Consider the following 19523-nt stretch of genomic DNA (forward strand, 5'->3'; position numbering starts at 1 on the left):
ATGACAACGGTCTCCACGCGGCCCCCCGGAGCGTGGTCCCCTTTGCAGGTTACAAGATCACGCMCAGCCTGACCTTCAACTATCGTGGCGAACTCTATCGCGACAGCACGGGTCTGTTCGTCGTGAGCTTCCTGAACAACCAGGCCTATATGAACGCCTTCAAGGGCGGCTATGCGCCTGCCGAATCCGCTCCGGCCACGACCTATGGTGCGCTTACCCTCGGCGTGACCTACAAGCCCGACCTCGGTCATGGCGTACGCGTGTTCGCGCTCCGTCCCGAGATCCGCTTCGACCGCTCGCTCAATGGCACCATCCCCTTCAATGATGGACGCAACAGCGGCGTCTTCACCTTCGGTGGCGATGCCATGATCGGCTTCTGAGTTACCCTTGCTCTGCCCGAAAGGCCTGTCGTACGTTTGCACTTCGATTTTATCGGCTTTGTCGGGGTCGCTGGGGGGCGTCGATCATCTTTTACAGGCTCGCACCTGATCCCGCAGCCCGATATAATCCCCAAGCCAGCGCACCGTTTCCGGTTTCGGGCTCGCCTTAATCTCAGCAGCAAGCGCTGCCTGATCGGCCTTGCTGTAGGTCACAAGGGTAGGGCAGGGCACGTACTGCACCGACGAGCAGGCGGAGAGCCCGAGCAGGGCCCAGAGAGGGATCCACCTCATGCAGTGCCGTCCCCCCGAGCCGCTGCAACACGGCATCTTCCGTTGCTGGCTTGTCGGCCTGAGCCTGGGCCATGGATTGGGCCTTGAGCGTCGTCGCATCGGCAGAGGTCTTCGCCGCCTCGGACGTGCTGACAAACGCCGCATTCTTCCCCGCCCGGTTGGCGTACCAGATCAGGGCGCCGAGTGCCGCAACGATGAACGCCACGGCCCCGGCAATGAGGTCAGCCGTCACGCCGGCTGCGCGACAGTGCTGCTCGTGCCCTTGAACGCGGCAACGAGCGTCTTGATATCGGTGTGGAGCTTGTCGGCATCGTCCTCGATCGCGTTGATCGCATCGAGAATGGCCGACAGATCCTTGTTGGAGTTCTCGAGCGACGGGATGATCAGATCGCCAACCTCGCCGATGATGGCGGCTGCCGCCGTCAGCTTGGCCGTGGTGGCGGTGCTGACAGAACTGCCATCCGCCTCGGTGATCAGCTTGACGAACTTGGTGACGAGCGTGTTCGCGCTAATGGTCATGGTCTTTTCCTTCTGGATGATGAGGACTGATCCCGGCCCGATTGCCGGTGTCGTCTGTCAGGGCTTGGCGTCGTCTGCGTTGGTGGCGTGCTTGCCGTTCATCGCGACGGTGTTCACGAGCAGGTAAAGTGGAAGCCATTTCGAGCCGTCCGCCGGTCGGGCCCAGAAACGGGCGATTACGGCGGCCAGGGCCACGACAAAGGTGAGGATCGTCGTCGCATCACCGGCGAGAGAGGCAGGCAGGAAGGGGAGGACGGTCTCGAAGATCGTCTGCCAGTCGAAGTTCATGCGGATACTCCGGTTGTGGGGATACCGCGCCCGAGGAACACGCCGCTTTCGATCTTGCGGCGGCGCTGAAGCCCCGGCAGACTGACGAGCTGTCCGTTCACCGTGGCCTTGTCCCAGACGAGGAATTGCTGTGCGGCCGAGCTATAGAGGTGCTGATTCAGGCGGCGCACGAGGGTCGAGCCCTTGGCCGCGTTGGTGCCGACATTGAACTGCCAGGAGAGCAGGGCGCCCTCCTGATAATCCGTCAGCGGGACGGTCACGAACGCGCGCAGCTTCGCTTGCAGGGTCATGACCGTGTTCCGCAGAAGGTCGAGGGCCTGCCCCTGGGCGATTGTCTTCGTCGTCGCCGTGACAGGCGTGCCGTCACCGAGGAAGCGATTGCCGTAGCCAATGGTCCAGTAATTGGCCGGGCAGAGATAGGGCTTGAGGCTCAGCCCTTCGAAGTCGTCGCGCGATATCAGCGCGAGTGCGATGTCGATGCCGGTCATGGATGCGCCATGGGGATATGAGTGAGAACTGTGGCAACGGCCGCAGATGTGGCCGTCACAATTGCCCAGCCGACCCAGGCCTTGATGCTGCCCTGCCTGGTGACCTGAGCGAGGATCTTGTCGAGCTTGGCATTCGAGGCTGTCTGAGCCACCCGGAGGGAATGCACGTCGAGCACAATCTCCTCGAGTTCGGCCTTGACCTCGGAAAACGCGTCGCGCGTGATGAAATCTCCTGGGGGGCTCATGTCGCCTCCAATAAAAAAAAGCCGCCCGGTGAAGGGCGGCTGAGGATTTGAGAAAATGGGCAGCTAATGTGATATCGCTGCGCCGGAAACGCCGGTCCATGCGGTGCCATTGTAGAGCACGTTGACGCCTTTGGCGCCGCTGCCGATGTAGCAGTCAGAGCAGTAATGCTCAGTGCCTGCTGGCGGCGATGACGGCAGGCTTGCAAAGGTCGTCGGTATCATTCGGATGCCGCCACCACCGCCAACCGCAGTGTTGATAACCAAATCCCCAAAGGAATTGGTTGAAAAATATGCCCCCGTGCGCCCTCCGCTGAAAAGCAGAACGCTGCCGCCTCCGGTAAGAACAATATCCCCTCGTGAAATGGTAATCTGCTGGGTGTTAAGGGCACCGGATAAAGATCCTCCTGCCAAGGGAAGATACGTGGAACTAGCCTGAGATTGCGTAAGATAGGTGGAGGTAGCCTGGGCTTGCGTAAGGTAGGTAGAGAGCGCAGAGTTGAGGGCAGCGCCAGTGACGTAGCCGCCAAGAGTGCCATCCAGCATACTGGGCGTGATATAATCCGACTTGATCCCGGCTATGGCCGAAGCGTTCGCCTGTTCTGCGCCTTTGGCCCGGTTGGCCTCGCCTTGGACCGCGCTGGCCACTGCAGACGGCGTTGCATACCGTGCATCGGATCGCGTCGTGGTCAGGTAGGCCGAAAGGCTTGACGTCAGATCGGATTGGGTGACGCTATCGGATACGAGCGACGCTATGGTGCTCGCATTCGCCTGTTCTGCTTCTTTAGCGCGCGAGGTTTCCGTCTGAACGGCCGCGTCAACATAGGTCGTGGCTGCATAGGTCGCCGCTGCCGCCTCAGAAGTCAGATATGAGGTGAGAGCGCCTGCCAGTTGGGACTGCGTTACTGCGCCAGCAATTCCGGCCTGCATCGTCGCGAAGGTGACGACACCCGATCCGTCTGCGTTGCGCGCCGTCCCAAGCGGCGTATCCAGTGACAGGCCATTGGGAGGCACGAATTGCGACTTTGTGCTCTGAGCCCAGGCCAGAGAGGGAAGGAGGGCCAATAGCGCGAGAAAGCGTCTCATGATTCCAGCTCTTTGTATGAGGGGATGTTTGCATTGTTCCACCAGCCGCCCGTTGCGGGGGTTGAGGTCGGCAGGGTGGCCAGCCAGGCGGTCATTGTGGCGTCGTAAACCGCGCTGATATCAACGCCGGGCGCAGGGGGTGTTGAGGCGGCAATCAGGGCCGGCACGGCCTAGGCTCAGGACTCATTACGGCGTCCAGTAGATGACCGTTGCGGCGGGGCAGATTGCCGAGAAAAAGGTGTGGGCGCAGCGGTCGTAGCGCGTGGCGATGCGGCGCCAGTCCTTGAGGTAGCCAAACATGTTCTCGACCTCGTGCCGCCGGCGATATCGGGACTTGTCGTGCGGGATCGGCACTTTCAGGGTCTTCGTGGACGGGATGCATGGCTCGATGCCTCGTTCTGTCAGATTGCGCCGGAAGTGATTGCTGTCGTAACCGCGATCGCCGACCAGGTGGCGGGTGGAGGGCAAGCGTGGCAGCAGCAGGGCTGCGCCCTTGTGGTCACTCCATCTCACCTTCGGTGAGTAGCATCGCCACTGGACGGCCATGCCCGTCGCAGACGGCATGCAGTTTCGAGTTCAAGCCGCCTCTTGTGCGTCCGATCCGACGCGCAGCACCCCTTTTTGAGCAGGCTAGCGGCAGTGCGATGCGCCTTCAGATGGGTGCTGTCGATCATCAACTCCTGCGGGACGCCAGCATTACCCGTCACGGCGGAAAAGATCCGGGGAAATACGCCAAGACGGCTCCAACGGATGAAGCGATTATACAGCGTCTTATGCGGACCGTAGCCCGACGGCGCGTCCTTCCATTGCACGCCATGCCGGATCACGCAGACGATGCCGCTCAGCATGCGGCGGTCATCTACGCGTTTCAGACCGCGCATTCTCTGGAAATATCTTCCTAACGCGCGCATCTTACTCACAGGCAGCATCGGCAGATCAGACATTGGGTTCCTCTTCCGATCACCGTCGAATTACATCATCTCAGTCTCGTTAAGGGTCTTGAGGCGAGGCCTGCCACGAGCAATTTGACACGATTGAACGTGCCTTCAAGTTCCGTGGCTGCGACGTTGACGTCCGGTGCCTTTGCCACAAGAGCCTACAAGGCTTAAGAGAAGTTGTCGGTCATGCCGATCGCGACGCCGATGCGATAGACGTCAGCCATATGCTATACTCCTGGCATGCGCCCACTTCGTGACGAAACAGACGACGAATTTGATGAAGGGGGGACACCCATGTGGCTTCAGATGCAGGCCGATTTGGTCGCTGAGATGCCGCAGTTTAGAACACAGCAACCCCAAACGGCCTCGGCGCGCAAACCTACCGGCCAGCTGCGGCATGTTGTGACCACCGCGCCCAAACAAGCAACGCATGGGCGCAGAATTGCGCCGCACGAGGTTTCGTAAGCGGTGGTCCTGCTGATCGTGTTAGGACCGGTAGTAGTTTATTTTATGATCGTGCTCGCATTGATCGCATACTGTATGCTTTATGACGCGATCATCGCTTGACTAGGATTTTAAGCGAGGGCAGGGCTGTCCGTACTTCTCTCAACTAATCCTTCGCCACTGAAAAGCCTATATGGATAGTATAGCCGTGCTCGACTGCAGGCTGTCCATTTTTCGAGGCGGGATGGTAGCGCTGTTCGCGCATGTAGTCTAAAAAAGCCTGTGCAAACAGAGGATGCGTAGCAAATGTAATGACACAATTGTGTGCACGACCATCAGTATAAATATCACATACTGCTGAGACGCTACCTTGTATATTTTTTTCCAATAGGGGGCTGGGGTATATGGGACCATGCTGGAAGGGTCTCTCAGGTCGAGCACGCTGTAGGCCATTACTGGCGCACCCCGAGAGCATTAAAATGAATGCCCCGAATATTTACTTCCGCATCTCTCAAACTCCTCCGAAAGAGGTAATCTTATTATTGGGGGCGGCTACTTGAACTCTTCGCAATATTCAAGATCTTCCTCTTGGCAGAAGCGTGAATTATGCAAACCTGCACCCTTCGAATGCTAGGTGCAGGCATCAGGTCACGCGAAGGTGGGGTGGTTCACCTCCGCCAGTTAATCATACAAACGATAACTCACGCGCAAAATGTGACCATGTTCGACTACGGGATGACCATTCTGCACGGCAGGCTGGTAACGCGCCTTACCAACGAATTTCAATGCGGCTGCATCGAAGTGGTGATTCGTAGACGATATGATCCGGCAGTGTAGAGGCCGCCCATTGGTGTCGATGTCACAGGCCAATGTGACGTCGCCGGTCTCGTTTTTTTTGAGTAGATCTTCCGGGTAGTAAGCCAAAAGGGGCTTTTTAGGCGCGCTCGAGCAGGCGGTGAAGCAAAGAGATAGCACGATGGTTAATATTTTTCGCACATTTTCATCCTTTGAGTGTCGGCCAGATTGCACCTGTACTTTATCTAGAACATCTCGTCTGTCATATCTATCAGAAACACTTCAAAATTTAGTGGCCAACATCCTCATAGTGCACGGGCTTGACGGCAGCTAAATAGCTCTAGCCTGACCTGCCCGCACCGGAATGAGTGCCTTTCGCCCCAGTAGCGCCGCCCCTTTATGAACAGCCACCGAGGCGACTACAAACCCACGGCAGCACGTCGCGAACGCCTCCATCTCGATTTCCTGTGGCCGTGCAGTCGGCTTCAACGCCCGTGTCTTAGGGTCGATGTCGCGTTCTGGCCAGAGTAGCCGCAGCCGTCCGCCGCAGTTCTGGACCCGATAAACTTGCTCCGCGCCGCCAGCAGAGACGACATAGAGCCCTTTCTCTAGAAAGCCCGACACGTCTTGCCAGATCACATAGTCACCCCGGCGCAGTGTCGGGAATAGCCCCATGTGATCGATTCGTTTAACGCGATTATTCTAGCCCGCCGCGCCCGCCAGTGTCAGCGCGCTCATGACGCTGCCTCCTTCGGGCGGGAGAAAGGGAGCAGATCCTTCACGATCCGGTTGGACCATTTCAGGGTAGCTGGTGATCCCTTGCCGCTCATGCTCGTCGTGTCGAACATGCGCCCAAATGGTGCGCCCTTTTCCGTCGCCTGATAATCCGAGCCCGATGACGATGCCTGGACCTTGACCTGATAGCCCTCAGCGATGAGCAGCTTGTTCTCTGCTACGGCACAGAGGTGGCCCCGGTTTTCGGGCAGGGGGTTAAGCTATAGACCGGCCTGAGACAGGACGGGTTTATGGGTAAGGTTACGCGGAAACGGTATTCGGGTGAGTTCAAGTCTCGGGTTGCGCTGGAGACAATTCGGGGCGAGTAGACGCAGGCAGAACTGGTGTCGACGCACGGCGTGCATCAGACGATGATCGTCCAATGGAAGCGCCAGGCGCTTGAGGGCATGTCGGCGACGTTTTCCGGCAAGCTGGCACCTGACGCGACAATCAGCCCGGCCGACATGGAGAAACTTCACGCGAAGATCGGGCAGCTCCTGGTGGAACCGGATTTTTCACGGGATGCCTCTGTGTGGTTGGGCGTGGTCAGAAGCGGCAAATGATTGACCTGAAGCGGCCCCGGCTATCTGTGGTGCGGCAATGCGCGTTGCTGCAGCTCAACCGGTCGGGCGTTTACTACCGGCCCGTGCCTGAGAGTGAGACCAGCCTGGCTTTGATGCGACTGATCGACGTGCAGTTTCTGGAGACGCCCTATTATGGGTCGCGGCAGATGACGCGGCATCTTCGCCTGCTTGGTAAGGTTCTGTCGTGGCGCCTGTCGAACACGATGGACGCCGGGTTCTGCATCGGGGCGCTGCAGGAGGCCCCGATCCGCTATGGCGCTCCGGATATCTGCAACACGGAGCAGGGCTCGCAATTTACGACGCCCCGGTTCACGGAAGTGCTGGCGAAACGCCAGATCCGCATCAGCATGGACGGGCGCGGAGGTTGGCTGGACAACGTGTTCATCGAGCGCCTGTGGCGGTCGCTCAAATACGAACGCATCTACCTGCACGCGTTTGAGACCGGTTCGGAACTGCGGATCGGGCTTGCGGGATCGATCGCCAGTTACAATGGTAAGCGTCCGCATCCGGCATTGGCTGGACGCACGCCCGCTGAAGCGTATCATGACATGCCGACGCCAATGGGTCCGGAGTTAGCCCCGGACCCATTGGCCAACAGTAACGCCGTCAAACGGGCGGCATAACAACAACCGGCTGTAGCTTATCAGGCACTAAAAACTGTCCGAACGAACTGGTCCACCTCTAAGGCATGCCCGTCGCAGACGGCATGCAGTTTCGAGTTAAGGCCCCTTTTGTGCGTCCGATCCGACGCGCAGCACCCCCTTTTGAGCAGGCTCGCGGCAGTGCGATGCGCCTTCAGATGTGTGCTGTCGATCATCAACTCCTCCGGGACGCCAGCATTACCCGTCAGGGCGGAGAAGATCCGGGCAAGTACGACAAGACGGCTCCAACGGATGAAGTGATCATACAGCGTCTCATGCGGACCGTAGCCCGACGGCGCGTCCTTCCATTGCACGCCATGCCGGATCACGTGGACGATGCCGCTCAGCACGCGGTGATCATTTACGCGTTTCAGACCGCGTATTTTCGGTAAATATGACCCTAACCCGCGCATCTTGCTCACAGGCAGCATCGGCAGATCAGACATCGGGATCCCCTTCCGATGACCGTCGAATGACATCATCTCAGTCTCGTAAAGGGTCTTGAGCCGAGGCCATGGACGAACCGATTTTCTGGCAAGCTGCTGGTCTTCGGGCACCATTCACGGGATCTCGATATGTGAGGGACGGGGTCTTTCGGAGCAGCGCCGAGCGCTTTCCGGGTGATGTGATCGACTCAACGGAGCACGGTTCCTCGGAAGGGGGGGGGCGATTTCGGTGCCAATGTCTCCGGCGGCGACATCCGAAGTTCAGGTTCGGGATTATACCACGGTTGTCGTTGAGGCCCCGTGAGGTCGGGAACTCGGGCGGGGAATTGTATGGAATCAGCGCACCTCAATTACCCGGTCGAACTCATCGGATGTTCAGACGATTTTCGAGGTTCCGAGCAGCATCTCCCCCAATAAACGAAGATGATTTACCCACGTATCTCCAGGACGGGACTAAGCTTTCTCCAGTATTCGATCATGGTCCACCGGGGGAGCGCCCGGAAGTGGCGCTTAAGGAAAGATGCGGGGTGCTACAGGTGACGTCGCTAATGCGTGGGCGGTGGGATGGTCTTGGCAATACACAGCGCCGAACCGGGTCGAGGCTAGAGCCCAACCGAGCCGTCAGACAATGATGGCATAATGCCATACATTGTCTTTGATTTCAAGCCACCATTGTTCTGGAAAGCGTTCGCAGCTACGGGAAGTCCCCAGAGATTTCCCTCAGAAAAACGTGGTCCGGTTTCCATCGGCGAGACCGAAACATGAGTTTCGCCTTGATTGGACTGAAGGGAAGCACGAATCAGGACGTCTGTTTCTCCGGCTCCTTCAGAGAGCTCAGGGAAATGAACATCTTTGCCCCAGAGTGACGGAAGGATCATCGCGCGGCGCGAGAGCTTGATACGGGCGCTTAGGACATTCCCGACCGGAGACCAGAAATGCTCGTGCCGCGGGCTGATGCGCATGCTCTCGAGGGCGTAGCGGCCCGCATTTCTACTCTCTTCCTGTGGGAAGACGTGAGCTCAGGTACAGCTTTGACCAGCCGCCTCACCGAGCAAGCCACGGATTGCTCCAGCATGGAAGCCTGGGTCAAGGAAATCCAACCCGGAGAGCGCGCTATCTCGAGCAGAGGTCACGACATAGGGACCAGCGGAGAGGATTTGAAGGCTCAGCAGGCTATGACCCTGTTCCGGCCCTTCCGTCTTCGCCAATCTTACCAGTGCGCGGCCCATTGTCCAACGGGAGGTCGCATTTCGGTCGAGCTCACGCCATCCGGTTAGTTCCGCCTCACGCAGATGATTGTTCAGCTCCAGAGTGCCCTGACTGGCAAAGATATGCATCTGCCCGATCAGCACACCCAGTTGGCGGCGATCATCAACGAAGGGACCAATCGTCTCGTTGGGTCTCGATACTCGGGAGTGTATCCAAAGCTCGGAAACGCAAGACGGGATCATGAATGTCACCCACCCATTGGCGCTGCGCATGGGCCGTATGGTTTGCCCCTTATCGGTATGCAGCATCAGATCGGGGTCGGAGGTGAGGTTCGGCAGTGGAGGAGAGCATGTCGGCATGAGCTCCCGAGCGCGTTGCAGCAGCTTCCGGTAGAGCGGTTCCACAAAATCCCGTTCCGTCACAAGAGCCGCAGCGCTGTCAAGCTGCCAGTTTCTCTCCTGCGGGGCGCATTTTTCGTGCGAGGCGCCCATTCTGAACAGATAGCGATTGCCCGTATCCAGATAGCTCTCTGCTCTCAGATCATTTGCCCAGAGGATCGAATGCTCTTCCGTTTCGATATGGTAGTAGCTGTAAGGCCCGATATCCTCTTCATAGCGTATCGTCAGCCCGTTCACGAGCATGCGGACAGGCACAAAGGCGCTGTCGAGGTAGACGCAATGTTCACTCGTGACCAGCAGATCCCGCGATGGGACGTCTGGTGAAACGGCATCTTTGAGGATACGCACGGGATGCTGACTGGTGTCGTCGGGCCGTCCCGAACGTGGGACTGCGAAGCCGCGGCCAATCCAGGTTACGGGTCGCAGAACCTCTTTCTCCTTGCGCGCGTCCCATACAGCAATCAGATCGCCGATCGCGAGGTTTTCGACCACACGGTCACCATTTGCCGTGCGGATGAGCGTGCCCGGCAAATAGCACACAAGCCCTGCAAGCGACCACGAACTCCCGACCGGCACTGTATGGGATGCGATCCTGCCGGTCGTCAGATTGAACGGATTGCCAGGGATCTCATAGATGAAAGAGCCGGCATTGGTGATTCCGGTAGCGATCGTGATCGTCGTTTTGTTGAGCGCGGCGATGTAGACATAGGTAACTACCTTTTCGCGTGCGCTCTGGTTCGTAAAAGCGAAGGAAATTGGCGCACCTGTTGGAACCGTGAAGCGGAATCTGTAGCTGTTCCCGGCATAGGCATAGGTCGGCATAGTGGTGACAATCCGCACGCCACGAGTGCCCGTCGTGACGTCATAGATGTGGGAGGTACCGCTCGCACCGACGGGTGCCGTTCCCGTATTTATATTCAGGGTATCGCCATTAACATTGTAATAACGAGTATTGCCGTTCCAGTTGGCCATTTGCCCCACCCTGTTCCAGTTCAACCATCAAAACCGCACCCGAAACTGATCCGAGTAGCCCGAAACGCGGGCGTCATGAGCGAAATCCCGACGAGTGGTGAGAGTATGGCGTGAACTTGATGTATCTGCCATCGATCGGAGGATTCATCGAGCCATATATCGTCAACTACTCCGTAATTCGTCGGTAATCTTCCCAACTTGTGAGTCTGCGTTCGGTGTGGGTCAATAAGACCTGAAAATGATTCATTCAAGTACTTTGTTTCACAGGTGCGTGATTCAAATAAAACTATACCGTCTCAAAGTGTTATTTGTACTGTTGAGTTTGCTTAAAGAGAACATATAACATATCCGAACGTTATACCGGATCGCGTACCGATGCAGTCCTAGATCAGGATCGGAGAAAACGCATGGTGATGTTTTCTTTTTGAAAATATTTTCTCGTCGGTCGTTCCGCCAGTTCCTGACTGACGGTTCGGATTCGGTCAGGAAATGCCGGGAGGCCGTTGTATACCAGGGCTCTAGTTACAGATTCCTGCGGTATCTCGAGAAAGGCACAATCTCATGAGCGCTGCGGGGCGCACTTCCGCCGTACCGCGACCTGCTACGACTATACTTGGAGGGAGGATCAGCTTCTCGTGGGGCCGATGCAATGATGCCCCGCGGAATGATCCGACGAGAGGAGATGCACGGGCCTCTCTTGGTGCGTCCTGCTCGAAAACGCTTCGTCCGAAGACCCCCCAGTGCGATGGAGAAGAACGCCAGGGCGCATTCTTCTGTATCGACTGTCGAGCGCCGGGGCGGAGGGAGCTACCCCGTCATCGCGACATGTGATGACGGGGCGCTGACCGATTTAGAGCCTGCCCATCAGAATCAGAACCACAAGGATGAGCACGATGAGCCCAACGCCGCCGCCGGCTCCGTATCCGGTCCAGGCCGTGCCGTACCATCCGCCATATCCGCCAAATGTGCCGAGCAGCAGAAGCACGATGATCAGGATTATAATGAGGTTCATTTCCAGGATCTCCCAGTCGGCAAAACAGGTTTTCTGCCGTTCTGCATTCACGTTCCAAAAGGCGCATGGTTCGGGGCTAGGCAATAAATCCCGATATATGGGTTCTGTTGCGCTCTTTTTATCACAGTCCCTGATTCGGCGAGGACCGCCCGACTATGCCAGAGCAGGCAACCAAGATAGCGAGCCGGGGCAGGGCAGTGCACCCGTCGAGCATCGGGGGTTAAACATGCTTCGAGGCAGGCCATGCGCGGGCATAGCATTCGGGAATCTCTCGTAATGCCAGCTTTCTCCCTGGAGCCTCAGGTCGGTCGCGCCAGCAGGCACCGCCGATTTGACCACGCAATACCGGGGGAGGCGTGAGGCCCTGGCTTGGAAGATTACGCGGGCAACGGGTCCAGACCGCTCTCGGCTGCGGGGTCGGACAAGGGAGGTCGTGAGTCGAAGGGTAGATCGCTGGCCGTCACAGCAAGCATCGCCAGAGCCATCTCGCGTTCGCCCATGATCACATGATCGGCGCCCAACTCCTTGAGATGCTCGACTGCGCTGTCGAAATGGGCGCGAGCGATGATCATCAGATCCGGATTGATCGCTTTGGCCTGCGCGATGATCTGTCCCGCCTCGAAAGGTTCCGGGATCGCCACCATCAAAAGGCGCGCTTTTCCAAGATGCATCGCCTTGATCGTACGCGCTTCGGCAGCATTGCTCAGCATCAATTCGATCCGCTCCCTGCTGGCGAAGGGGTCAGCCATCTTGCCGGTCTCAACGACCAGGACAGACCATCCTTCTCCCAGTAAGCCATCGACCACCAATCGACCGACGCGCCCACATCCCACAACCACGGCATGATTCTCCAGCGTTGTAGGCTGGGGGGGAGGGAGCAGAATGCCCGCCTCGTCGGGGACCGGGCTTTCGGGCGCGGCGCTGTGTCGCGTGATCCATGCCTCGATACGTTGTGTCGCCATGAGGATGAATGGATTGATGAGGATCGACAGGATAGATGCGCCCAGGATCAGATCCTGTGCTCGGCCATCCAGAACCTTCATCTTCATGCCGAGTGCGGCGAGGATGAAGGAGAATTCACCGATCTGCGCCAGGCCGCTCGCGATGAACAATGTCGTGTTCCAGGGCTGGCGCAACAGACGCAGTATCGCAATCACCGCAAGCGGTGTCCCCACCAGGATCACGAGAAACGTCAGAAGGAGGGGTAAGGGCTGATGAACCAGCACAAGGGGGTTGAACAGCATCCCGACAGAGATGAAGAACAGCACCGCAAAAGCGTCGCGGAGCGGCAGTGTTTCCGCCGCAGCGCGATGACTGAGTTCTGACTCGCTCAGAACCATGCCGGCCACGAAGGCTCCAAGCGCGAATGACACGTCGAACCATTCTGTCGCAATGAAGGCAACGCCCAGTGCCAGCGCGAGGAGCGCCAGCCGGAACAATTCACGCGACCCGGTATGAGCGACGTAATGCAGGATGGCGGGGATGACCCGGCGGCCCACGACCAGCATGAGCGCCATGAAGGCGGCCACTTTGCCAAGCGTCAAGGCGATGGTTACGGCCAGACCTGCGAGGCTGATTGTCTGATGAGATCCCTGCTGCATCATGGGAGAGAACACAGGCAGAAGGACGAGCGCGAGCACCGTCACCAGATCCTGAATGATCAACCATCCAACCGAAAGGCGCCCGCGCTCTGTCTCGATCAGCCGCTGCTCCTGAAGCGTCCTGAGCAGAACCACGGTGCTGGCAACGCTCAATGCGATGCCGAATATGATGCAGGCCCCCATGTTCATCCCGAGGACCCAGGCCACAGAGGCACCAATCATGACCGAAGCCGCTACTTGAAGCAGTGCGCCCGGAACCGCGATGGCGCGCACCGAGATCAGATCCTTGAGTGAGAAATGGAGCCCTACGCCAAACATGAGCAGGATGATGCCGATTTCCGACAGTTCGGCAGCCAGAGGCTGATCGGCCACGAACCCCGGGGTGAACGGACCGACAGCGATGCCCGCCAGCAGATACCCAACCAGCGGTGATATCCTGACTCGCTGGGCTATCGTGCCCAGTATGAACGCTAATCCAAGCCCGATAACGAGTATACCGATCAGGGGCGCGTCATGGGTCATGGCAGATCAGGATCCTGCAACATCAAACAATCAAGGGGTCAGTGTAGGAACATCTGCGATCAAGAATGGTTTTGCAATGTCATGAGCAGGAAAACCTGGTGGGCAAGACAGCTTCATAATATTTCAAGAGATTGCGCGTTCAACGGGACATGAATGCGATTACTCCAAAGAGGCAGTCGAATTGACCAGGTTTCCTGACCCGACAGGGTCACGATCTTTCCGCGCGGGTATCAACCCAGGCCGTGTGATGATGCGAGAAACGGAGGTGACGACGATCATCCGCTTGTTAATCACGGTCGCTCCCGACATGGAAGGCGTGATTCGGATCCCCGGAGGATATTGCTGCGACGTGGCGACAGCATTGAAGCCATATCACGCGCGCTCAGGGGGGAAGGGCTTCAGGAAAGTTTTTGCATGCGGCGAGCCGCGCGCTCATGCTCACCCAGAACACGGTCGAGATCGGACTGACAGGGCTGTCCTTCAGATACCAGGATGCGGCCGGCAACAATAGTGTACCATGCCGTGGCTGGCGCGCAGCGCAGAAGCGCCTCTACCGGGTCACTCAGGGCGCCAGCCCGGGAAAGCGGCGGAAGCTGCCAGATCACGAGATCTGCACAGGCGCCGATGCGCAGATGGCCGATTTCGTCTTCCCAGCCCAGGCACGCGGCCCCGCCCCGCGTGGCCATATCGAGGGCATCGCGCGCCGTCATGCTGTGGGGGCCATTCTGGAATCGTCCAAGCAGAAGTGCCATGCGGGCTTCGAGCCAAAGCGAAGCGTGATCGGTCGAGGCCGACCCATCGCAACCCAGACCCACTTTCATGCCCCGCCGCCGCAGGTCGAGGGCGTTTGCAGCACCGCCTCCAATCATCATATTGGAACAGGGGCATTGCGCAGCGCACACACCCTTGCGCGCGAGACGATCGATTTCATCACCCGAGGGGTAGATGTAGTGGGCAACCCAGGAACGAGCGCTGGCCCAGCCGGAACGTTCGAAATACTCCGTCGGGGTGCAGCCATAGACCTCCTTGCAATACACATCCTCATCGGGGTCTTCCGCCAGATGGGTGTGAAGACGCACCTCATGGCGTTCAGCCATGAGGGCGCTTTCCTTCATGATGGTCTCTGACACGCTGAAAAGGGAGCAGGGTGCCAGGGCTACACGCGTCAGCGCACCGGGCGATGGGTCGTGATAGAGGCTGATCAGACGCTCGCTGTCCTCCAGAATGACGTCCTCACTCTGAACGACGCTGTCAGGGGGCAAGCCGCCATCCTTGACCGAGCGGGTCATTGACCCGCGTGTGGCGAGGAAGCGGAAGCCGATATCGCGTGCAGCCCTGATCTGCGCATCGATCAGCCTTGCGCGGGGGTGGACATAATGATGATCCATCGAGGTTGTGCAGCCACCGAGGAGCAATTCTGTCATTGCCACGTAAGAGGACAGATAGACCGCGTCCTCATCAAGGGTCGCCCAGAGCGGATAGAGGCCTTTCAGGCACTCGAACAATGTTCCATTGACTACAGGAGCATAGGAACGGGTCAGATTCTGGTACATATGGTGATGACTATTCACCATACCGGGTGTGACCAGGCGCCCCTCGGCGGAGAGGATGCGGTCGGCCTCAGGTGGCGCTAAGTTCATCGGTCCGTAGGCCTTGACGCGGCCATGTTCCAGATGGATCCAGCCATCGGAGATTTCCAAACCCCGATCCAGATAGAGCGCGGCGTTGGTGACAAGCAGGGAAGACGACATTTCCAGCCCCTTTCAGGAGACAAACGGATGATCCGCCAGAGCCCTGTTCCGGGCTCGCGGAAGCCCGGATCGTCATCTTCCAGTCAAGAACGGGCGTTGAAGAGGCGCCTCAGGCTTTCTCGAGCCAGAAACTGCGCTGAAGTTCGGCAGCTTCCTCTTCCAGCAAAGGGCCGATAACAAGTGTTTCTGTCTGTCCCGCCTCGAATACCGCACGGCAGGGTAGATCAAGGGTCGGATTTTCGGGGTGGGCCCCGGTCATGGCCTTCAGATGCGCCTCTGACTGACCGTATACGACGCGGCCTATGCCAGCCCAGTAGATAGCGCCGGCGCACATGGCACAGGGCTCGGCAGAACTATAGAGCGTGAAACCGCGCAACCGCGCCGTGCCGAAAGTCTTGCTGGCGCGCGTAGCGAGCAGCCGTTCCGCATGGGCCGTCATGTCGTGGCCCTCACTGCTGTAGCCGTTTCCCTGGGTCATCACGATCTGACCTGATTCGTCCACCAGAATGGCCCCGAAGGGATGATCGCCCGCGAGACGCGACTGATCCGCCACCTCGAAAGCCTGACGCAGGAGGGCAAGGTCGTTGGGGCTAGGGCTCATGTGACCGCTTCCTGAACAGGAGAAGAGAGAGGAATTCCTGCAGCGCCAAAGGTAACTCCCTGCACCTTGAGCCAGCGCCTGTACGCGACCGATGACCGGTCAGCGAGTGTCGGGATTTCGCTCGAGGCATCCAGTGGCATGGGAACAGGGCGCTGGTTTTCGAGGATGACCCGGTCCTGCAGAAAAATCATCTGCTGAAACTCGACAAGTGCGTCGAACTCGGACCCCTCATCGAGTAGAAACATGACCGGATGCGCGCGGCATGTTCCAGGTGTCATGGGCTGGACGAAAAGCGCGATGACGTCCTTCCGCTGCGGGTGATTGGGGCTGGTCTTGTACAGCAATGTCGAGAAGGGCGCGGCGATACGGTAAATATAGTCGGTCATCAAACCGTCTGACGCGGCGAGCGCGGCTTGAGGCTGGAAAAAGCGACACTCGGTCGCCCAGATCTCTCGTCCTTCCTCGCGCGTCTCGACGGCGTAGCGTTCAACTTCGGTACGGGGCTCCGCGCCGAGTATGCCAGTATGGACAAACGGGAAATGGGCCATGTCGAGGAAGTTCTCGACCACGCGCAGTCCAGAGGCGTGAACCATGATCGAGCCACAACAAACGAGGCGTCTGTCAGGTTCCTCAGCCTCGGGAAGCGGCGGGAAGGGGGCAATATCTGTCTTGTTTTCCGACAGATTTGTCCAGACATATCCGTGCCGGATGCAAACCGGGAGAGGGCCATCATCGGAAAAAACCTCGGCCTCACCCCGGGCATTCAAGCGATAACGGATCGGCGCATTCAGCAGGAGGGTATCGGTAAATTCCCTGCCCAGTTCATCGATCATGCCAAGGGGATACCAGTGACGTGATGATACCGGATCGGGACTCTTCCAGCCGCTGATCGTCACGTTGTCAGACCTGGTCGTTCACGGGGTTGGACTCCTTCGAGGCGTTCCGATTTTCATTGCGCTTGCAGTCACATTAATAGGCTTCGTCCACTTGTCAAAAAAATTATTACTGTCAGGATCGTTCCCATTGAAACAATCTTGCGTGGAGACAGGATGACCATTACGACCGCGCTTCAACTCTTCGGTCGTTTCGACATCGCGGTGTTTTGCCAGTTTGCGGAAGACCGAGCTCATCTGCTCAACATCGAGATGACGCTCCAACGCTTGCTCCCGAACGAGATCGTTCTCGTCCTGCGTGGCGCTCGGGCGCTTGTCGGCATGTTCGTCATGGCATGCGTCATTGGTCCCGCCGCCTGTGTCGTGACCCAATGGGAAGAGAGCCATCATCCATGATCCCAGTCGCGCTCTCAACCGATATTGCTCCGGGTGACATTGCGCCCATGCGTTTGAATGGTCAGGAACTGGTACTCTGGCGCGGTCCCGATGGCGTAGTTCACGGATGGGAGGATCGGTGTCCGCATCGCGGCGTCAGACTCAGCCTTGGTTTCATTCGCGATGGGCGTCTGGCCTGTGCCTATCATGGTTGGCAGTTCGACGGTGCCGGGCAGTGCCGCGCCATACCGGCACATCCCGCCCTCAATCCGCCCTCTACGATCAGGACGCGGAGTTTCAAGATTGTCGAACAGGCGGGCCTGGTCTGGTTCGGCGATGACGCGCGTGAGGCGCGCGCCCTGTTGACGCCAGCCGAGGGGGTATGGCACCCGGTCCGCAGCCTTGCGATACGGGCGCCGCTGCAGGAAATGCGCACTGCCCTCGCATTCGGAGAGGAGCATTGGCGCGTGGCGGGCGACCGCCTTATTGCGATGCATGGCCCGGACGAGAGTGTCACCATGGTCCACCTGGCTGTAAGAGACCCTGGGTCGCGCCTTGCAGCCTATGACTGGCTGCAGGATCTGCGCGATACAGTGGAAGAAACACGATGCTGATCCTGCATGGCTGGATGATGGATGAGCGCAGCTACGCCGTGCGTCTCGCAGCGGCTCTGATGCATATTCCTCTCGAGATCATCACAGACAGGCGCGCCGAAATCTATGGTCCCACGCTCAATGACGAAGAAGGCTATTCGAACGTGGGTCTTTACGACGTTCTGCTTTGCCTCGCCCGTCAGTCGGGTAGCTGGTGGAGCTGGCCAGAGGGAGAGGATCTGACCTGTCTCAAATGGGCGCTCGAGGGGCTGGAGGTTTTTTCCGCGGCCCGGCGCCGGGCCTTGATAGCCACCATGCCTGGAAACGCCGAAACCGAGGAGGTAACGCTTGTCCTCCGCGGCCTGGAAGATCGTCTGAGCCGTGCGCGGCTGGCGGGAAATTCCTGGTTATGTGGTGAGCGCATCGGATTTGCGGATATCGTGGCGTTTCCGATCGCCGGGCTTGCCCGCGACCTCGGTGTGTCGATGGATTTCTATCCGGCGATAAGGCGCTTCGTCCGAATGATTCGTGAGTTACCTGAATTCGTCGTCATGCCTGGGATTGCCGCATGTCATTGATCAAGCCGGGGCTGCTGACCCGTCGCACCCTGCTCAGTGCCGCATCCTGTGCGGCGCTCCCCCTTTCCGCCCGCGCGGCAACGCGCTTCGCACCGATAGCGGAAGAGGATCTGCTCGTGGCTTTTGGCCATACCAGTCCGATCAATGATGGTGGCTGGACGCAAATGCATGACAAGGCGATCCGCGCGCTCAAGCAGCATTTCCCGAAAATGCGCTCTCTCTATGTGGAAAGCATTCCCTATTCAGCCGATGCCACACGCCTGTTCCGACAGTTTGTCGCCGAGGGCGCCCAAATGGTCATCTCGACGTCGAATTATGGCGACTTCATAAAGGATGTGGCTGATCAGGCCCCTGATGTCGGGTTCATGGAATGCGACGGCAATTCTGTGACAGGCAATCTTGGCTGGTACTATATCACCCATTGGTATGCGAGCTACGTGATCGGCATCGCAGCGGCCCGGCTGAGCCAAAACGGAAAGCTGGGCTATGTCGCCTCTTTCCCAACGCCCTCGGTCATAGCCAGCGCCAATGCAACCTTGCTGGGCGCGCGGTCGGTGAATCCCCAGGCGACGATGCGGGTGATCTCCATCAATTCCTGGTTCGATCCGCAGGCAGCGGCTGCGGCGGGCGCCGCGCTTGTCGATAGCGGCTGCGATTTTCTGTGCGGGATCATGGACGATCCCGGTTATCTGCGTGTGGCGGTCGAGCGGCATGTCTGGGCCGCCATGTGGAATACAGACATGCGGCAGTTTGGGCCCGAGGCGTATGTCAGTTCGGTCGTGCTCGATTTTGTCGATTATTACCGTGACATCATCACGGCGCGTCTGGCGGGGCGATGGCGCCCGGAGGGAAAATTCCTGACTCTCGGACACGGTGTAGATCGCGACCGTTGGGGCGCGCGCGTGCCGCTCGCCGTCCAGCGCGAGGCCGATGCCGCACGTGATCGCATGCTCGCCGGTTGGTCGCCCTTCACAGGGCCGATCAGGGATTCCAGTGGCAAATTGCGTGTGGCTGCTGGCCAGACGATGACCGATATGGAGATTTTCCATTGGAACTGGCAGGTCGAGGGAGTGTCGGGTCTTGTCTGAAGCCGTTCCACCCT

At 58.6% G+C, this 19523-nt stretch carries 20 protein-coding genes and 2 pseudogenes; 6 read left to right on the forward strand and 16 right to left on the reverse strand.

Features of this window, described 5'->3' with window-relative positions:
• Positions 1 to 380: outer membrane beta-barrel protein (locus C0V97_RS07725; RefSeq protein WP_148114927.1), on the forward strand; the 380-nt coding region annotated here is incomplete at its 5' end.
• A gap of 172 nt (positions 381 to 552) precedes the next feature.
• Here the strand turns inward: C0V97_RS07725 and C0V97_RS07730 are convergent.
• The 9 genes and pseudogenes from C0V97_RS07730 to C0V97_RS18890 form a co-directional block, all read right to left on the reverse strand.
• Positions 553 to 903, reverse strand: coding sequence for a hypothetical protein (locus C0V97_RS07730; protein ID WP_127102051.1), 351 nt, complete (start codon positions 901 to 903; stop codon positions 553 to 555).
• Positions 900 to 1190, reverse strand: a complete 291-nt coding sequence (locus tag C0V97_RS07735; protein ID WP_127102052.1) for a hypothetical protein — start codon at positions 1188 to 1190, stop codon at positions 900 to 902. The genes C0V97_RS07730 and C0V97_RS07735 overlap by 4 nt, the downstream gene beginning before the upstream one ends.
• Before the next feature lie 57 nt (positions 1191 to 1247).
• Positions 1248 to 1478, reverse strand: coding sequence for a hypothetical protein (locus C0V97_RS07740; RefSeq protein WP_127102053.1), 231 nt, complete (start codon positions 1476 to 1478; stop codon positions 1248 to 1250).
• Positions 1475 to 1966, reverse strand: a complete 492-nt coding sequence (locus C0V97_RS07745; protein ID WP_127102054.1) for a lysozyme — start codon at positions 1964 to 1966, stop codon at positions 1475 to 1477. The genes C0V97_RS07740 and C0V97_RS07745 overlap by 4 nt, the downstream gene beginning before the upstream one ends.
• Positions 1963 to 2211, reverse strand: a complete 249-nt coding sequence (locus tag C0V97_RS07750; RefSeq protein ID WP_127102055.1) for a hypothetical protein — start codon at positions 2209 to 2211, stop codon at positions 1963 to 1965. Before C0V97_RS07750 ends, C0V97_RS07745 begins: the two co-directional genes overlap by 4 nt.
• Positions 2212 to 2274: 63 nt before the next feature.
• Positions 2275 to 3294 (reverse strand): hypothetical protein, encoded by a 1020-nt coding sequence (locus C0V97_RS07755; protein ID WP_127102056.1) that lies wholly within the window; start codon positions 3292 to 3294, stop codon positions 2275 to 2277.
• A 186-nt stretch (positions 3295 to 3480) separates the two neighbouring features.
• A pseudogene (locus C0V97_RS07760) lies at positions 3481 to 4238 on the reverse strand (IS5 family transposase).
• 604 nt (positions 4239 to 4842) lie between these two features.
• A complete protein-coding gene (locus C0V97_RS18885; protein WP_127102057.1) occupies positions 4843 to 5151 on the reverse strand; it encodes an energy transducer TonB in 309 nt (102 codons plus the stop codon).
• 206 nt (positions 5152 to 5357) lie between these two features.
• Positions 5358 to 5705: an energy transducer TonB gene (locus C0V97_RS18890; RefSeq protein WP_127102058.1), complete on the reverse strand. Its 348-nt coding sequence runs from the start codon at positions 5703 to 5705 to the stop codon at positions 5358 to 5360.
• Between the two features lie 791 nt (positions 5706 to 6496).
• Here C0V97_RS18890 and C0V97_RS07775 point away from each other — a divergent pair.
• A pseudogene (locus tag C0V97_RS07775) lies at positions 6497 to 7452 on the forward strand (integrase core domain-containing protein).
• Between the two features lie 20 nt (positions 7453 to 7472).
• Here C0V97_RS07775 and C0V97_RS18545 read toward each other — a convergent pair.
• The 7 genes from C0V97_RS18545 to C0V97_RS07810 all read right to left on the reverse strand — a co-directional run bounded on the left by C0V97_RS18545 (position 7473) and on the right by C0V97_RS07810 (position 16815).
• On the reverse strand, positions 7473 to 8030 hold the full coding sequence (locus C0V97_RS18545) for a transposase (protein ID WP_199751732.1): 558 nt from the start codon (positions 8028 to 8030) through the stop codon (positions 7473 to 7475).
• 905 nt (positions 8031 to 8935) lie between these two features.
• Positions 8936 to 10495 (reverse strand): Hint domain-containing protein, encoded by a 1560-nt coding sequence (locus C0V97_RS07785; protein ID WP_127102059.1) that lies wholly within the window; start codon positions 10493 to 10495, stop codon positions 8936 to 8938.
• An 850-nt stretch (positions 10496 to 11345) separates the two neighbouring features.
• Positions 11346 to 11507 carry a DUF3309 family protein gene (locus tag C0V97_RS07790; RefSeq protein ID WP_233582043.1) on the reverse strand — a complete coding sequence of 54 codons (162 nt, stop codon included), beginning with the start codon at positions 11505 to 11507 and terminating at the stop codon, positions 11346 to 11348.
• A gap of 377 nt (positions 11508 to 11884) precedes the next feature.
• Positions 11885 to 13630: a YbaL family putative K(+) efflux transporter gene (gene ybaL / locus C0V97_RS07795; RefSeq protein ID WP_127102060.1), complete on the reverse strand. Its 1746-nt coding sequence runs from the start codon at positions 13628 to 13630 to the stop codon at positions 11885 to 11887.
• A 398-nt stretch (positions 13631 to 14028) separates the two neighbouring features.
• Complete coding sequence (locus C0V97_RS07800; RefSeq protein WP_127102061.1) at positions 14029 to 15381, reverse strand: 8-oxoguanine deaminase; 1353 nt, start codon at positions 15379 to 15381, stop codon at positions 14029 to 14031.
• 109 nt (positions 15382 to 15490) lie between these two features.
• Positions 15491 to 15982, reverse strand: a complete 492-nt coding sequence (locus C0V97_RS07805) for a nucleoside deaminase (protein WP_127102062.1) — start codon at positions 15980 to 15982, stop codon at positions 15491 to 15493.
• Positions 15979 to 16815 (reverse strand): aromatic ring-hydroxylating dioxygenase subunit alpha, encoded by an 837-nt coding sequence (locus C0V97_RS07810; RefSeq protein ID WP_127102083.1) that lies wholly within the window; start codon positions 16813 to 16815, stop codon positions 15979 to 15981. Before C0V97_RS07810 ends, C0V97_RS07805 begins: the two co-directional genes overlap by 4 nt.
• Positions 16816 to 17031: 216 nt before the next feature.
• Here C0V97_RS07810 and C0V97_RS07815 point away from each other — a divergent pair, with 216 nt between their 5' ends.
• From C0V97_RS07815 to C0V97_RS07830, 4 genes are read left to right on the forward strand one after another with little or no spacing between them, the layout of a single operon-like run.
• Positions 17032 to 17271, forward strand: a complete 240-nt coding sequence (locus tag C0V97_RS07815) for a hypothetical protein (protein WP_127102063.1) — start codon at positions 17032 to 17034, stop codon at positions 17269 to 17271.
• Positions 17268 to 17864, forward strand: coding sequence for a Rieske 2Fe-2S domain-containing protein (locus C0V97_RS07820; RefSeq protein ID WP_127102064.1), 597 nt, complete (start codon positions 17268 to 17270; stop codon positions 17862 to 17864). The genes C0V97_RS07815 and C0V97_RS07820 overlap by 4 nt, the downstream gene beginning before the upstream one ends.
• Positions 17858 to 18421, forward strand: a complete 564-nt coding sequence (locus C0V97_RS07825) for a glutathione S-transferase family protein (RefSeq protein ID WP_127102065.1) — start codon at positions 17858 to 17860, stop codon at positions 18419 to 18421. Before C0V97_RS07820 ends, C0V97_RS07825 begins: the two co-directional genes overlap by 7 nt.
• A complete protein-coding gene (locus C0V97_RS07830; protein WP_127102066.1) occupies positions 18412 to 19509 on the forward strand; it encodes a BMP family ABC transporter substrate-binding protein in 1098 nt (365 codons plus the stop codon). The genes C0V97_RS07825 and C0V97_RS07830 overlap by 10 nt, the downstream gene beginning before the upstream one ends.
• The last annotated feature ends 14 nt before the right edge of the window (positions 19510 to 19523 follow it).

It is taken from the genome of Asaia sp. W19, assembly GCF_003994335.1.
GTDB lineage: Bacteria > Pseudomonadota > Alphaproteobacteria > Acetobacterales > Acetobacteraceae > Asaia.